The following is a 14,631-nucleotide window of genomic DNA, read 5'->3' on the forward strand; positions in this document are numbered from 1 at the left end:
GAGCCCATGACACGGGTGGCACTCATCGACGATCACGAGTCGGTCCGGCTCGGGCTCGCCGCTGCGTGTTCGCGTGCGGCGGTGGGTGAGGTCGTGTTCTCCGGCAGCACCGTCGCCGAGTACCTGCGGTGGCGCGGCGAGACCGGCGAGGCGCCCGCCGACGTCGTCGTCCTCGACCTGATGCTGGGGGACGGCGCGACGGTGTCCGAGAACGTCTCGGAGCTCGTCTGGAACGGCTCGCAGGTCATCATCCACAGCGTCGCCGACCGCCCCGCGGCGGTCCGCGAGGCGCTCGCCGCGGGTGCTCTGGGCATCATCAGCAAGTCGGCCCGCACCGACGACGTCGTGGCCGCCATCCAGACGGTGGCACGAGGCGAGCATCTCGACAACGTCGAATGGGCGAGCGCGGTCGACGGCGACCGCGCGTTCGCCGATGCGCAGCTGTCCACCCGCGAGCGCGAGGTGCTGCGCCTGTATGCGGCGGGGCTGCCGCTCAAGTCGGTCGCCGAGCGTCTGGGCATCGCCTACTCCACGGCCAAGGAGAACATCACGCGGGTGCGCGTGAAGTATGTCGAGGTCGGCCGTCCCGCCCCGACCAAGGTCGACCTCCTCCGCCGCGCGATGGAAGACGGTCTCGTCGCCGAAGCCTCCGATGCCCGCTGAGCCTCCCGCAGCCGTCACCACCAGGCCGCGCCGGCCGGCCGAGTTCCGCGAGGCCCTCGCGCAGACGCAGCGGTTCACCCAGTCGCGCATCGACCGCATCCTCGGCATCGTGGTCGGGACCGGCAGCGCCGTCATCGGCGTCCAGGCGCTCGTGGGCGCTCTGAGTGCGCCCGCCGGCGACCGCCTGTGGAACACGATCCTCCTGTGCGCGGTGCTCGGCTCCCTGCTGCTCATGTGCGTCTCACTGCTCACCTTGCGCGGCGTCCGGGTGTTCTCCGGCGTCTTCGCGGCGGTGTTCCCGATAGCGACCATCCTCTGGCCCCTCGCCGCGGGCTCGTCGACCACGCTCGACGAACAGCCCTGGCTGTGGTTCCTTGTCAACGTCGGGACCGTCGCGGCGGTGTTCTGCCTCCCGCTCGCGGGGCAGATCGTGTGGGCGTTCCTCCTGCCCCTCCTCTACGGCGCGATGCGGCTCACCCTTCTCGAGATCACACCCGGGACGGTGCTGGATGTGGCGCTCGACTCGATCTTCGCGATCATCCTCGCCAGCGTCCTGATCGTCGTCGGCTGGATCCTCCGCACTCTCGCGGCCAGTATCGACGCGGGGCGGGAGGGCGCCGTGCGCTCGTTCGCCCAGGCCGCCGCCGCGGACGCCGTCGAGAAAGAGCGGGTCGCCGTCGCAGCCCTCATGCACGACAGCGTGCTCGCCGCCCTCATCGCCGCCGAGCGGGCCGAGACCGACCGCGAGCGCGCGCTCGCCGTCTCGATGGCGCGCGAGGCCCTGACCCGCCTCGCGAATGTCGACCAGGAGGCGGGGGAGGGCCCCGACGCCCCGATCCCCGCTGCCGTCGTGGGCGCCGAACTAGAGGCCGCCGTGCACCGGTTGCACCCGGCGGCAGCCGTGACAGCCGACATCCTGCCGGACGCGCGCTCCGTGCCGGGCCGGGTGGCTCGAGCCCTGCAGCTCGCGGCCGCCCAGGCCGTGACGAACTCCGTCGAGCACGCCGGCGCCGCGAACCTCCGGGTCTCGTGCCGGGCCGATGCGGCGGGGTTCGACATCGCGGTCCGCGACGACGGACCGGGGTTCGAGGCCGCGCGCGTCGCCGAGGACCGCCTCGGCATCCGCGCCTCGATCATCGCCCGCGTCGCGGCGGTCTCGGGCGTCGCGACGGTGGATTCCGATCCGTCCGGCACGACCGTGTCGATCAGCTGGCGGGAGCGATCGTGAATCGCTCGGTCCGTTGGGTCCTCTCGGCCCTGGGTGTCGCCTTCACCGCGTACCTCGCGGTCGGCGGCATGTTCTGGACGCGGCCGGTCGACTCTCCCGTCGTTCTCGTGCTGAGTCTCGTGGTCTACCTGGGCGTCACCGGGCTGTGCATCTTCTGGCCCACGCGTTCGATGGGCGTGCCCGCGCGACCGACCGCCGACGGGCGGGCGGTCAGCGCCGTCACGGCGGGGATGAGCAGGCCCGCGCCGCTGCCGGCATGGATCGCGTTCCTCGCCTTCGCCGTCGCCGTCGTCATCCCTACCGCGACCTGGTGGGCGGCGGGCGAGGAGGGGCGGCTGCAGCCGTTCGCGACGTGGAGCCTCGGCGGCCTCGGAGCGCTCATGGCCGTGCTCGTCGTCCGGCGCCGGTCGATCGTGGCCTGGACGGGCATCGCGGTGATGTTCCTCGAGTCGGTGCTCTGGATCGGCATCGAGCCGACCCTGTCGCTCGGGGCCGTCGGCTCTGCGATCTGGGTCGGCGGAGCGCAGATCATCGTGCTGCTCATCGACCGTGCGGCGGTCGAGACGGCGGAGCTGACCACCCTCCAGCGCGAGGCCTCGGAATGGCTCGCGACGCAGGAGGGCCGGCGCCGCGAACGGCGGGTGCGGGTTCAGCGGGCGCTCGCCGTCGCCGGTCCGGTGCTCTCCCGCACCATCAACGCCGACGGCGATCTCGACGACGACGAGCGGTTGCAGGCCCGGCTGGCGGAGGGGCGACTGCGCGACGAGCTGCGCGGCCCGCGCCTACTCGATGACGCCGTGCGTCGTGTGCTCGAGGACGTCCGGCGCGCCGGGTCGCGTGTCACGTTCCTCGACGAGGGGGGCCTCGACGGCCTCGACGAGCGCGAGCTGTCGGCCATCCGCGCCGAGCTCGCCGACGTGCTCGACGGGGCGCGGTCGGAGCGCCTGTACATCCGCACCTCGACGCACCCCGACACGGCGGTGACGGTGGTGGGACGGTCGCGGCAGGATGACGGCCCCGATGAGACGGTCGACCTGTGGCGCGAGATCCCGCGTCCCCGCGCCTGAACCGCATCGAGTCGAGCCTGCGTCACGTGACACGGGGGTGCTGGGGGCGAGGGGCGGCGAAGCCGCCCGCCCCTCGCCATGCGAGTGGTTACCCGAAAACCGACCCGCAGCAGTCACCGGCGTGAAGCACGAGTGACCGAACGCAGAAGCGTTCCAGCTCATTCAGTCTGCGCGAGCCCGCAGGGAGTGTCTGTAGGTATTTCGGGGGACATTCCGGGCATCGACGGAGGCGGGTCGTCGCCGCGGGCTCAGCCGGTGAAACGACCCCACCCGAAGCCCCGCTGCAGCGGGGCGCGCAGAGCGCGAGCGGAGCGCTGCCAGGCCGACGCCGGGGTGGGCTCGGGCGCGACCGCGTCGGCGGCCTCCTGGGCGTACGACTCGGTCACCACCGCGACGACGGCAGCGAGCTCCGCAGCGGTCGGCGCTCCGCGGCGCACCTCGATGCGCACCGGCTGCTCGTCGCCGCCGAGCTCGCCGCGATCGCCGTCCGTGCCGGTCACAGCGGGATGTTCCCGTGCTTCTTGGCGGGCAGCTCGGCGCGCTTGCCGCGCAGGGCGCGCAGCGACTTAGCGACGTACACGCGCGTCTGGGCGGGCTCGATGATGCCGTCGAGCTCGCCGCGCTCGGCCGCGAGGAACGGTGACGCGACACTGTAGGTGTATTCCGACGCGAGCCGGGAACGCACGGCCGCGACATCCTCGCCCGCTTCCTCCGCGCGCTTGATCTCGCCGCGGTAGAGGATGTTGACGGCGCCCTGGCCGCCCATGACGGCGATCTCGGCCGTCGGCCACGCGACGTTGACGTCGGCGCCGAGCTGCTTCGATCCCATGACGATGTACGCGCCGCCGTACGCCTTCCGCAGGATGACGGTGACGAGCGGCACGGTCGCCTCCGCGTAGGCGTACAGGAGCTTCGCGCCGCGCCGGATGACGCCGGTCCACTCCTGGTCGGTGCCGGGCAGGTACCCCGGAACGTCGACCAGGGTGACGATCGGCACGGAGAACGCGTCGCAGAACCGCACGAACCGGCTCGCCTTCTCGCCGGCGTCGATGTTCAGCGTGCCCGCCATCTGGGAGGGCTGGTTGGCGATGATGCCGACGGTGCGCCCCTCGACGCGGCTGAAGCCGACCACGATGTTCGGGGCGAACAGCGGCTGCACCTCGAGGAAGTCGCCGTCGTCGACGATGCCCGAGATCACCTGGTGGATGTCGTACGGCTGGTTCGGCGAGTCGGGGATGACGGTGTTGAGCGCGCGATCGCCGTCGGTGGTCTCCCACTCGAAGCCGCCCTCGTAGACGGGGGCGTCCGACATGTTGTTGTCGGGCAGGAAGCTCAGCAGGGAGCGGGCGTAGTCGATCGCGTCGTCCTCGTCCTCGGCGAGGTAGTGCGCGACGCCCGAGCGGGTGTTGTGCGTGTGGGCGCCGCCGAGCTCCTCCATGCCGACGTCCTCGCCCGTGACCGTCTTGATGACGTCGGGGCCGGTGACGAACATCTGGCTGGTCTTGTCGACCATGATGACGAAGTCGGTGAGGGCGGGGGAGTACACGGCGCCGCCGGCGGCCGGCCCCATGATGAGCGAGATCTGCGGGATGACGCCGGACGCGGCGGTATTCAGCCGGAAGATCTCGCCGTACTTGCCGAGCGCGACGACACCTTCCTGGATGCGCGCCCCGCCCGAGTCGAGGATGCCGATGATCGGCATGCCCCCGCGCAGCGCGAACTCCATGACCTTGATGATCTTCTCGCCGGCCGACTCGCCCAGCGAACCGCCGAAGGTGGTGAAATCCTGCGAGTAGACCGCGACGGTGCGGCCGTGGATGGTCCCGACGCCCGAGACGACCGAGTCGCCGTACGGACGCGAGCGATCCATACCGAAGGCGGTCGTGCGGTGGCGCACGTACTCGTCGAGCTCGACGAACGAGCCCGGATCGACGAGCATCTCGATGCGCTCGCGGGCGGTCAGCTTGCCCTTCTTGTGCTGCTTCTCCCGAGCGACGGCCTCGGCGTCGACGACCGCCGTCTGATAGCGGGCGCGGAGGTCGGCGATCTTGCCGGCGGTCGTGGACAGGTCGGGCTGGTCGGTCACGCGTTCCACCCTATCCAGCGCCGCCCCGCAGCCGTTGGAGCACGCCCACAACGACGGGGAGGATCACCTGTGGAAACCCTCGGACGCAAGGCCTCGCCGCAATCCGATGCCGGGTCGTAGGGTGACGGCATGACGATCCCCGAGAACGGCTACCCGCGCGCGGCCGCGGTCACGCCGCGCCTCCACTTGGTGGCGCAGACCGACTCGACCAACGCCCACCTGCGACGCGACGTCGAGGCCGAGCCCGACGCCCACCCGCACCTCTCGGTCGTCGTGACGACCGATCAGCGCGAGGGTCGCGGTCGTCTCGACCGCAGCTGGACGACCCCGCCCGGCACCGCGCTCGCCGTGTCGGTGCTCCTGCGCGTCGGCGCCGTCCCGGTGCGATCGCGCGGCTGGATCCCGCTGGTGGCGGGTCTCGCGATGAGCGACGCCGTCTCCGCGCAGCTGCGCGACTCGGCGGTGGGGGTGAAGTGGCCGAACGACGTCCTAGTAGACGGCCGCAAGATCAGCGGCATCCTCGCCGAGGTCCTGCCGGGAGCGGACGGCGACGTGATCCTCGGTGCCGGGGTCAACACGACGATGGCGGAGGTGGACCTGCCGGTCTCGACGGCCACGTCGTTCGCCGCGATGGGCGCAACCGTCGACGAGGATCGGCTGCTCGCCGACTTCCTCGGGGGAGTGCGCGACCACATCGCGCATCTCGCGGTGTCGGGTGCGGACGAGGGGCTTCGCGACCGTGTCGCCGCAGCCTGCCTCACGCTCGGCGCGGACGTCGTGGTGTCGCTGCCCGGGGGTGAGTCGCTGACCGGACGCGCGGAGCGCCTCGACGAGGACGGGCGTCTCGTCGTGGGGACGGGCGCCGCCGAGACGGCGGTCGGCGCGGGCGACGTCGTGCACGTCCGCGGCATCGGCTGAGGCGCCTGACCGGCCGTCCGCGACGGCATCCGGGCGTGCCGTCGCCAGGTTGTCGGGGGCTCGGGTCATGATGGTGCTGTGACACAGCCCGCCGCATCCTTCGGACGGCCCGTCGCACCCGCGCCGGGTGCGGCAGCCCCCGAGCTGCGCGTCGCGCGCGTCCGTCCCCACGCGGGCCCTCTGTTCTGGCCCGCGCTGCTCCTCGTGGTCGTCGCGGGCGTGACGGGGTACCTCACGGGCAATCTCCCGGCCCCCTTCACCGACGTGATGCTGTGGTCGGCCGCCGGGCTCGTCGTCGTGCTCCTGGTCGTGCTGCCCTACCTGCGCTGGCTCGCCCACTCGTACACCATCACGACGCGCCGGGTCATCGAGACATCGGGCCTCATCGTCCGTCGTCGCGCCGAACTGAGCCACATCCGCGGGTACGGCATCCGCGAGACGCGGGGTCCGCTGCAGCGCCTCAACGGCACCGGCACGCTCGCGCTGTCGAACGGCGTCGATCCGTCGATGCGGCTGCGCAGCATCCCGGCCGTGACCCTCGTCCACGAGGTGCTGGCCGATCAGGTCGAGGTGAGCCAGATCCTGGCTCATCGCGACTCGCACAGCATGCCCATCGTGGGACCCGAGTCCTGAGAGGCGCCGCGGGCCCGCGCGCGACGCGCGTGCCGACCTCGCGCCCAGGTGCGCGATGATGGATGCGAACCCGGAGGAGGCGTCATGTCGTTGCGCGTAGGAATCGTCGGCGGAGGGCAGCTGGCCCGCATGATGATCGCCCCGGCGGTCGAGCTGGGCATCGACGTCCGCGTCCTGGCGGAGCAGCCCGGGATGTCGGCGGCCATCGCCGCGACGGCCACCGGCGACTATCGCGACCTTGAGACGGTGCGGGCGTTCGCCCGCGAGGTCGACGTCATCACCTTCGACCACGAACACGTCCCGCAGGAGGTGCTGCGCGCGCTGGTCGACGACGGCGTGGCCGTGCACCCCGGCCCCGATGCCCTCTTCTACGCGCAGGACAAGCTGCGGATGCGCGCGCGTCTCGCCGAGCTCGGGATGCCGCAGCCCGAGTGGGCGGCCGTGTCGGACGCCGCCGGTCTGCAGGCCTTCCTCGACGACAACGGCGGAAGCGCGGTCGTGAAGACCCCCCGTGGCGGCTACGACGGCAAGGGCGTCCGCGTCGTCCGGGCCGCCTCGGACGCCGCCGACTGGCTCGATGCGCTGGAGCCCGGTGGGCACCTGCTCGTCGAGGAATTGGTCGAGTTCACGCGCGAGCTCGCGCAGCAGGTCGCACGCCGGCCATCGGGAGCGTGGCGCGCCTACCCCGTGGTGGAGACCGTGCAGCGCGACGGCGTCTGCGCCGAGGTGATCGCGCCGGCGCCCCGGGCCGGTCAGCGGCTGAGCGAGGTCGCCGAGGGCATCGGCGTCGCGATCGCGGACGGCCTCGGCGTCACGGGCATGCTCGCCGTCGAGCTCTTCGAGACCGCCGACGAGCGCCTGCTCGTCAACGAGCTCGCCATGCGACCGCACAACAGCGGACACTGGAGCCAGGACGGGGCCGTGACCGGGCAGTTCGAGCAGCACCTCCGGGCCGTCCTGGATCTGCCCCTCGGCGACACGACGCCGCGCGCGCCGTGGTCGGTCATGATCAACATCCTCGGCGGCCCCACCACCGACTCCCTCGCCGCGCGCATCCCCGCCGCGCTCGCCGCCCACCCCGGTGCCAAGGTTCACACCTACGGCAAGGCGCCGCGCCCCGGACGAAAGGTGGGGCACGTCACCCTCGCCGGGGACGACCTCGACGCCGTCGTCGGCGACGCCCGCGTGGTCGCCGCCCATTTCGACGACTGATCGCGAGGCAGGCGACCACGGATCGCCCGGCCGAGGGCACTGCGCTGCCGCGCCGCTCCGGGGATTCCTCAGGTGCCCCGCCTAACCTGGGTCGGTGACATCCTCGCCGCTGCATTCGTCGGACGCCCCGCTCGTGGGAGTCGTCATGGGTTCGGACTCCGATTGGCGCGTGATGAGCGACGCTTCGCAGGCGCTCTCCGATCTGGGCGTCGCGCACGAGGTCGAGGTCGTCTCGGCTCACCGGACGCCCGACAAGCTGCTGCGCTACGGCCGTGAGGCTCGTGCGCGCGGCCTGCGCGTCATCGTCGCGGGTGCCGGCGGTGCGGCGCACCTGCCCGGGATGCTCGCGTCGCTCACTCCTCTGCCCGTCGTCGGGGTGCCGGTCCAGCTGGCGACGCTCGACGGGCTGGACTCGCTGCTGAGCATCGTCCAGATGCCGGGCGGCATCCCGGTCGCGACGGTCTCGATCAACGGCGCCAAGAACGCCGGCCTCCTCGCCGCGCGCATCATCGGCGCCTCCGACCCGGAGCTCGCCGACCGGCTCGAGGAGTACGCGCGCGGGCTCGAGCAGCAGGTCGAGGAGAAGAACCGCCGGCTGAAGGAATCCCTGTGAGCGTCGCCGCTCCGCCGCGCCGCACGGCGCGCCCCCGCGGCGGCATCATCGAGGAACGTCCTCTTCGTCATCCCGACACCTCCTCGCCCGAGGTGATGGGGCGTCGCGGGTGGTGGCTCGTCGTCCTCAACTTCCTCCTCCCCGGTTCGGCGCAGGTCCTGGCGGGCAGCCGACGACTCGGCCGTTTCGGACTCGCGGCGACGATCGTGATGTGGCTCATCGCACTGCTGACGGTGCTCACGGGGCTGCTCTGGCGTCCGCTGTTGCTGACCGCGGCGACCAACTGGTTCGTCCTGCTCATCGTCCAGGCGGTCATCGCCTTCTACGCGGTGCTCTGGATCGTGCTGACGGCCGACACCCTGCGTCTCGTGAAGCTCGTGCGCGCGGGCACACTCGCCCGCGTCGGCGTGCCCCTGCTCGCCATCCTGCTCGCCGTCGCCTCGACCTCGGCGGCCGTGTGGACCTTCGACCGCGTCAACTCCGTCCGCGAGACGCTCAGCACCGTCTTCGGCGCCAGCGGTCCGAGCGTGCCGCCGTCCGACGGGTACTACAACATCCTGATGCTCGGCGCCGACAGCGGCGAGGGCCGCGACTCGATGCGTTTCGACTCCATCTCGGTCGTGTCGGTGAACGCCGAGACCGGCGCCACGACCATCACCGGCGTCCCGCGCGACATGGGACACTTCCCCTTCGCCGAGGGACCCATGAAGGATCTCTACCCCGACGTCCACGAGGGGCGCATCGACCCCACGTGCGGGTGGAGCAGCGGCATCAACCAGCTCCGCACCGAGGTCGAGGTCTGCCGAGACGGTGACGCCCTCTACCCCGATGCGGTGCGCGACGGGTCGGCTCCGGGCGTCGAGGCGACCAAGGATGCCGTCGAGGGCATCCTCGGGATCACCATCCCGTACTACGTCTTCATCGACATGAAGGGCTTCGCCGACCTCGTCGATGCCCTGGGCGGCGTCGACATCAACGTGATCGAGCGTCTGCCCAAGGGCGGCGGGCCCCAGTACGAGGGACAGAGCGCCGAAGACTGGGCCGAGGGGTGGATCGAGGCCGGTCAGCAGCACATGGACGGCGACACCGCTCAGTGGTACGCGCGATCGCGCTACACCACGAGCGACTTCGACCGCATGCGCCGGCAGCGCGAGCTCCAGGAGGCGATCCTCGCTCAGATGACCCCGCAGAACGTGCTCGACCGCTTCACCGAGATCGCCGACGCCGGTCAGGTGCTCGTGCAGACCGACATCCCCGCCGACCTGCTGCCGTTCCTCGCCGACATCGCGATGAAGGCGAAGGAGCAGCCCCTGACCACGATCGAGCTCACGCCCGCCAACGGCATCGAAGAGGCGTCGCCCGATTTCGCGCTCGCGCGTCAGATGGTCCAGGACGCCCTGCATCCGCCCACACCGTCACCCACTCCGGAGGGCTGAGGCATGACGACCGTGCTGCGCGTCGTCCTCGACCAGCTCGTCGACGTCGCCGACGCCGACACCGCCGAGGCCTCGCTCGAGGTCGCCCGCGCCCTCCTCGAGACGGCCCCCGCGAAGTGCGAGGTCGCGGCGGTCGTGCCCTCGGACGCGGTGGATGCCGCGGGCGCGATGGTCGGCCTGACGCAGACCGCGCGTGCGCCGTTCCCGCGGACCGGGCTGCTGACGTCCTGGCCGATGGGCATCTCCGGCGGCGTCGCCGGCGGCCTCCTGCACGCTCCCACCCTGCTGGCGCCGCTCGTCAAGCACGACCGGGCGCACGACAACGAGCAGACCGTCGTCACGGTGTGGGACCTCGCCGTCTGGGAGACCCCGGCGCTGTTCCCCCGCGCCACGGTGCTCGCCCACCGTGCCCTGCTCAAGCGCGCGGAGAAGCACGCCGACGCCGTGGTCGTCCCCGCGCACGCGATCGCCGACCGCCTCACCCAGCACGCCCCCAAGCTCGCGGGACGCATCCGCGTCATCCCGGGGGCGGCTGCGACCGGGTTCCGGGTCCCGACCGATGCCGTCGGGCGACGGCGCGCCCTCGGCGTGCCCGACCGTGTGGCGGTCGTCGCCGGCGGCACGGAAGAGCAGGTGCGCGACGTGCTCGCCTCGATCGCCGGCGAGCAGACGGCGAGCGTCGTGGTCTTCGACGAGCCCGCCGATGTCGCGGGTGCCATCGCCGCGGCGGGCATCGACCGCGACCGTGTCATCGTCCCGGGTCGCCTCGACGCTGCCGATCGCGCCGCCGTGCTCGACGCGGCCGTGATCGTGATCGCCCTCCACGAGGGCTCCGGCTTCCCTTGGCGCGCCGTCGAGGCCATGGTGCTGGGCGTCCCCGTCGTCGCCGCCGACTCGGCGGTGCACCGCGAGGTGCTGCTCGACGGCGCGCGGGTCGCGCCGTTCGCCGGACTGCGGGATGCGGCGGGCGAGGTGCTCTCGTCCGCCGAGGAGCTCAATCGATGGTCGGTGCGCTCCGCCGATCGAGGCCGGGCCTTCTCCTGGCGCGACCACGCCGAGCGTGTCTGGGCCCTGCACGCCGAACTGTGACGCCCGGTGCGACGCCGGACGACGTCAGCCGCGCATCCGCGCGACGGCCTCCTTGCTGGGGCCGTCGAACTCGATCTTCCCGTCCTTGAGGAACACGCCGCGCTCGCACAGGTCCGACACCATGTTCAGATCGTGTGAGACCACGACGAGCGTCTTGCCTGCGGCGTGCAGCTCGCGGATGCGCGCGAGGCATTTCTGCTGGAAAGGCTCGTCGCCGACCGAGAGGATCTCGTCGATGAGGAGGATGTCGACCTCGGTGTGGATGGCGACCGAGAACGCGAGCCGCAGGAACATGCCGGACGAGTAGTGCTTCACCTCGGTGTCGATGAACTGCTCGATCTCGCTGAAGGCCACGATCTCGTCGAACCGCTCCTCCGTCTCGCGCTTGCTCATGCCGAGAATGGCCGCGTTGAGGAAGATGTTCTCCCGACCCGACAGGTCGGGGTGGAAGCCGGCACCCACCTCGATGAGACCGGCGACTCGGCCGCGGGTCAGGACCTTGCCGGTGTCCGGTCGGAGCACGCCGGAGATCATCTTGAGCGTCGTCGACTTTCCCGAGCCGTTGAATCCGAGCAGGGCGACCGCTTCGCCCTCGGCGATGTCGAACGACACCCCGTCGAGTGCGTGGAACTGTGTCGTGAGCGGCTTGCGCCGCACGGCGGCGACGAAGGTCTCCTTCAAGGAATGCGTGTGACGCAGGACGAAGCTCTTGCGGACGCTGTCGACGACGATGCGCGGCTGCGCGTCGGGCTCAGAGATCCTGGGCAAAGCGCCCCTCCAATCGGCGGAAGACGAACTGCCCGACGATGAGCAGCACGACGGAGAACACGAAGGCGTACCCGGCGTAGCCCCACAGATCGGGGATCGGCTCGGCCGTCGCCGATCCCATGCGGTACCAGAGTCCGTAGTGGAAGAGCTCGACGGCGGACGTGAGCGGGTTGAGGCGGTACAGCACGAAGAGCCACTCCGGCACCTCGTTGCGCACCATCTCCCACTGGTACATCACCGGCGACGCCCACACCGACATCATCGTGATGATCTCGACGAAGCTCTGGGCATCGCGGAAGGTCACGTTGATGGAACCGAACAGCATGCCGAGACCGGTCGCGAGCAGGGCGATGATCACGAGCCCGAGAAGAAGGGCGGCGATGCTGAGCACGGTGGGCGCCCAGCCGAAGAACAGCGCGATCACGATGATCACCGCGATCTGCGGCACCGTGTTGATCGCGGCGACGAGGGTGCTGGCGACGGGGAACATCTCGCGCGGCAGGTAGATCTTCTTGATCAGCGCGGCATTGTCGACGAGTGATCGCGTGCCGTTCGAGAACGCCTCGTTGAAGAAAGTGATGGCGGTGATGCCGGCGAGCAGGTAGATCGGGTAGTTGTCGATGCTCTTGTTGAGCCCCAGGAACACGCCGAGAGCGACGAAGAACACCGCGAACTGGACGAGCGGCTTGACGTACGACCACAACCAGCCGAGAGCGGAGCCCCGGTACCGGATGCCGACCTCCTTCCGCACGACGAGGGAGAGGAGGTACCGCCGACGGAAGACCTCGATGAGGCTCCCCGAACGACCGGGTTCGGTGAGCACCGAACCCGTCGACGTCTGGCTCGCGCTCACGCCTTGTCCTCATTCCGGAAGATCGACCACCATCGCTCGGCCGACGCGAGGTTGCCCGCGTCGGCCCGATATGCCGCCGAGACCCGATTCCAGCGTACGTACAGCAGAACGTGCGAACGGATGCTGCGCCGCAGCTCGCGGCGGAACGTCGTGCGGTCGCGCCGATACTCCCAGACGCCGGATCCAGCCGCGTTGCCCACGAGGGCCACGTCCATGCCCGACAGGCGCCACCACTTCGCGTCGACCGACCGGACGCGGTCCTGCGGTGCGTTCGCGCGAACCGGACGCAGCTGGTGCGCGATGCCGCGCACGGCGTTGACGACGAACGTCACGATGTTGCGCTGCGGGCGGACGCGCACATGGCGCACGCCCTTCTGATGGGGGGCCACGGCGGGGTAGGCGGCCCGCTCGGTGATGAGTGCGCCGTCGCGCATCTCGGATGCGATACGCCGGGCGCGGGCCGCGCTCGACGCCAGCGTGCCGTCCATGTGGCGGGGCCCGCGCAGCACGTCGGTGAGCGCGTCTCCGCGGAGCCTCGACGCGGTGTACTGCATCGACAGCAGGTGCTTGAGGTCGGAAGCGAAGCTCTTGCGCACGAGTGAGCCGCCGCGGCGGTGCGGCGAGTGGAGGAGAGCAGCGACCCAGCGGTTGCGCTGGTGGAAGTACGCCTGCCAGTCGAGGCCGTCGTCCTTCTCGTCCCACGGGACGTGCCATGCTGCCATGCCGGGAAGCGAGACGGTCCCGATGCCCGCTGCGCCGGCGCGCAGCGAGTACTCGGCGTCGTCCCACTTGATGAACAGCGGCAGTGAGAGGCCGATGCGCTCCGCGACCTCGCGGGGGACGAGACACATCCACCATCCGTTGTACGCGACATCGATGCGCTTGCTCAGCGACGGCGTCGTCCGGATGCTGCGATTGCGGAAGTCGAGCATGGCGAGCTGCCGGTCGACGGGCTCCCACCAGAAGGAGTCGAAGTTGAGCGTCTCCCCGAAGCTGTGGAGCACGGTGCGCGCGTTCGCATTGAGCATGTGGCCACCGACGATGAGCGGCTGGCGGGTGAAGTCGTTGAAGCGGGCGGCGCGGATGACGCTCTCCGGCTCCGCTTCGGCGTCGTCGTCGAGCAGGAGGACGGCATCGGACGTTTCGTCGGCGAGCATCTCCGCCATCCCTCGGGAGAAGCCGCCGGAGCCTCCGAGATTGGCTTGCTCGATGACGGTAAGCCGGTCGCCCAGGCGAGCGGCGGTCTCGTCGAAGTCGGGGGCCTCGCGCAGTCGGCGAGTCCCCTGATCGACGATGACGACGCGACTGACGACCGCCATGGTCTCGGGGTGGTCGTCGAAGCGACGGATCTGGTCGAGGCAGGCCTCAGGCATGTTGAAGCTCGGGATCGCGACCGTGAGCCGGGTGGGCCCCCGGTGGCGGGAGCTGACCGGGACGGACCACTCCGCCGCCGACATCGACGCCGCCTCGGCATCGGTCTCGAGATCGAACCACAGCCAGCCGCCGTCACCGAAGGAGCGCAGCGGGACCTCGAACTCGGCGCGACCGTCGTGCGCGCTCCTCGACTCGATGCGCACGTACTTGCCGCGCGCGTTCGATCGGAACAGATCGATCCGGGCCGATCCTTCGACGTCGACGACGAGACGGACGGTGGCGACGTCGGTGTGCTCCTGCCAGTACGCCGCCGGGAAGGCGTTGAAGTAGGTGGCGAAGGAGATGCGGGTGTGCGGCTCGAGGCGGACGCCGCGCCGCTCGTAGGAGATGCGGGTGCCGCCGGATCCGCGGACCTCGGCGTGGAGCGAGTCCCGGAGCAGTCCGAAGAGCTGGCGCTGGTTCGCGGGGAGCGTGTCGGGTGTGGGGGCGGGCGTGCCCGAGCCCTCGTCGACGTAGAGCGGGAGCACGGTGGAGTCGCCGCCGACGGGGAAGACGACGTTGTGGACCGCGACCCACTCGGCGGTCGTCTGTTCGCGCGGACTCGTCGTCATAGTGCGTTCTCACTTCTCATCGATGGTCCCCTTGCGGGTCCCAGAGGATTGTACGGGGGGTGTGCGGTCCGGGCGGGCCG

General features: G+C 70.9%; 14 protein-coding genes. 9 read left to right on the forward strand and 5 right to left on the reverse strand.

The features are described 5' to 3' along the window. The first annotated feature begins 6 nt into the window (after positions 1-6). Genes BLT21_RS12375 through BLT21_RS12385 form a run of 3 tightly spaced genes read left to right on the forward strand, consistent with a single transcriptional unit; the run spans position 7 to position 2,958 of the window. Complete coding sequence (locus BLT21_RS12375) at positions 7-663, forward strand: response regulator transcription factor (protein ID WP_091502593.1); 657 nt, start codon at positions 7-9, stop codon at positions 661-663. Beyond that, complete coding sequence (locus tag BLT21_RS12380) at positions 653-1,891, forward strand: sensor histidine kinase (protein WP_176786904.1); 1,239 nt, start codon at positions 653-655, stop codon at positions 1,889-1,891. Before BLT21_RS12375 ends, BLT21_RS12380 begins: the two co-directional genes overlap by 11 nt. Beyond that, positions 1,888-2,958, forward strand: coding sequence for a hypothetical protein (locus BLT21_RS12385; RefSeq protein WP_091502595.1), 1,071 nt, complete (start codon positions 1,888-1,890; stop codon positions 2,956-2,958). The genes BLT21_RS12380 and BLT21_RS12385 overlap by 4 nt, the downstream gene beginning before the upstream one ends. A gap of 248 nt (positions 2,959-3,206) precedes the next feature. Here BLT21_RS12385 and BLT21_RS12390 read toward each other — a convergent pair whose 3' ends face one another. Next, entirely contained in the window at positions 3,207-3,458 is a 252-nt protein-coding gene (locus BLT21_RS12390) for an acyl-CoA carboxylase epsilon subunit (RefSeq protein WP_176786905.1), read from the reverse strand. Next, a complete protein-coding gene (locus tag BLT21_RS12395; RefSeq protein WP_176786906.1) occupies positions 3,455-5,044 on the reverse strand; it encodes an acyl-CoA carboxylase subunit beta in 1,590 nt (529 codons plus the stop codon). The genes BLT21_RS12390 and BLT21_RS12395 overlap by 4 nt, the downstream gene beginning before the upstream one ends. A gap of 129 nt (positions 5,045-5,173) precedes the next feature. Between BLT21_RS12395 and BLT21_RS12400 the strand changes: the two genes are divergently transcribed. The 6 genes from BLT21_RS12400 to BLT21_RS12425 all read left to right on the forward strand — a co-directional run bounded on the left by BLT21_RS12400 (position 5,174) and on the right by BLT21_RS12425 (position 10,945). Further along, entirely contained in the window at positions 5,174-5,962 is a 789-nt protein-coding gene (locus tag BLT21_RS12400) for a biotin--[acetyl-CoA-carboxylase] ligase (RefSeq protein WP_091502599.1), read from the forward strand. Positions 5,963-6,040: 78 nt separating this feature from the next. Continuing rightward, positions 6,041-6,595: a PH domain-containing protein gene (locus BLT21_RS12405; protein ID WP_091502602.1), complete on the forward strand. Its 555-nt coding sequence runs from the start codon at positions 6,041-6,043 to the stop codon at positions 6,593-6,595. Between the two features lie 84 nt (positions 6,596-6,679). Beyond that, positions 6,680-7,807, forward strand: a complete 1,128-nt coding sequence (locus BLT21_RS12410) for a 5-(carboxyamino)imidazole ribonucleotide synthase (protein ID WP_091502604.1) — start codon at positions 6,680-6,682, stop codon at positions 7,805-7,807. A 145-nt stretch (positions 7,808-7,952) separates the two neighbouring features. After that, entirely contained in the window at positions 7,953-8,420 is a 468-nt protein-coding gene (purE, locus tag BLT21_RS12415) for a 5-(carboxyamino)imidazole ribonucleotide mutase (protein ID WP_091502605.1), read from the forward strand. Next, positions 8,417-9,856, forward strand: a complete 1,440-nt coding sequence (locus tag BLT21_RS12420) for an LCP family protein (RefSeq protein WP_091502607.1) — start codon at positions 8,417-8,419, stop codon at positions 9,854-9,856. Before purE ends, BLT21_RS12420 begins: the two co-directional genes overlap by 4 nt. A gap of 3 nt (positions 9,857-9,859) precedes the next feature. Next, positions 9,860-10,945, forward strand: a complete 1,086-nt coding sequence (locus tag BLT21_RS12425) for a glycosyltransferase (protein ID WP_091502609.1) — start codon at positions 9,860-9,862, stop codon at positions 10,943-10,945. A gap of 24 nt (positions 10,946-10,969) precedes the next feature. On the opposite strand, the gene BLT21_RS12430 is transcribed toward BLT21_RS12425, so the two are convergent. From BLT21_RS12430 to BLT21_RS12440, 3 genes are read right to left on the reverse strand one after another with little or no spacing between them, the layout of a single operon-like run. Continuing rightward, on the reverse strand, positions 10,970-11,713 hold the full coding sequence (locus BLT21_RS12430; protein ID WP_091502611.1) for an ABC transporter ATP-binding protein: 744 nt from the start codon (positions 11,711-11,713) through the stop codon (positions 10,970-10,972). Further along, the gene (locus tag BLT21_RS12435; protein WP_091502614.1) at positions 11,697-12,566 is read right to left on the reverse strand and encodes an ABC transporter permease; all 870 of its coding nucleotides are present in this window, start codon (positions 12,564-12,566) and stop codon (positions 11,697-11,699) included. Before BLT21_RS12435 ends, BLT21_RS12430 begins: the two co-directional genes overlap by 17 nt. After that, positions 12,563-14,551, reverse strand: a complete 1,989-nt coding sequence (locus BLT21_RS12440) for a glycosyltransferase (RefSeq protein WP_091502615.1) — start codon at positions 14,549-14,551, stop codon at positions 12,563-12,565. Before BLT21_RS12440 ends, BLT21_RS12435 begins: the two co-directional genes overlap by 4 nt. Positions 14,552-14,631 lie beyond the last annotated feature (80 nt).

Source organism: Microbacterium sp. cf332, from assembly GCF_900102175.1.
Lineage (GTDB): Bacteria > Actinomycetota > Actinomycetes > Actinomycetales > Microbacteriaceae > Microbacterium.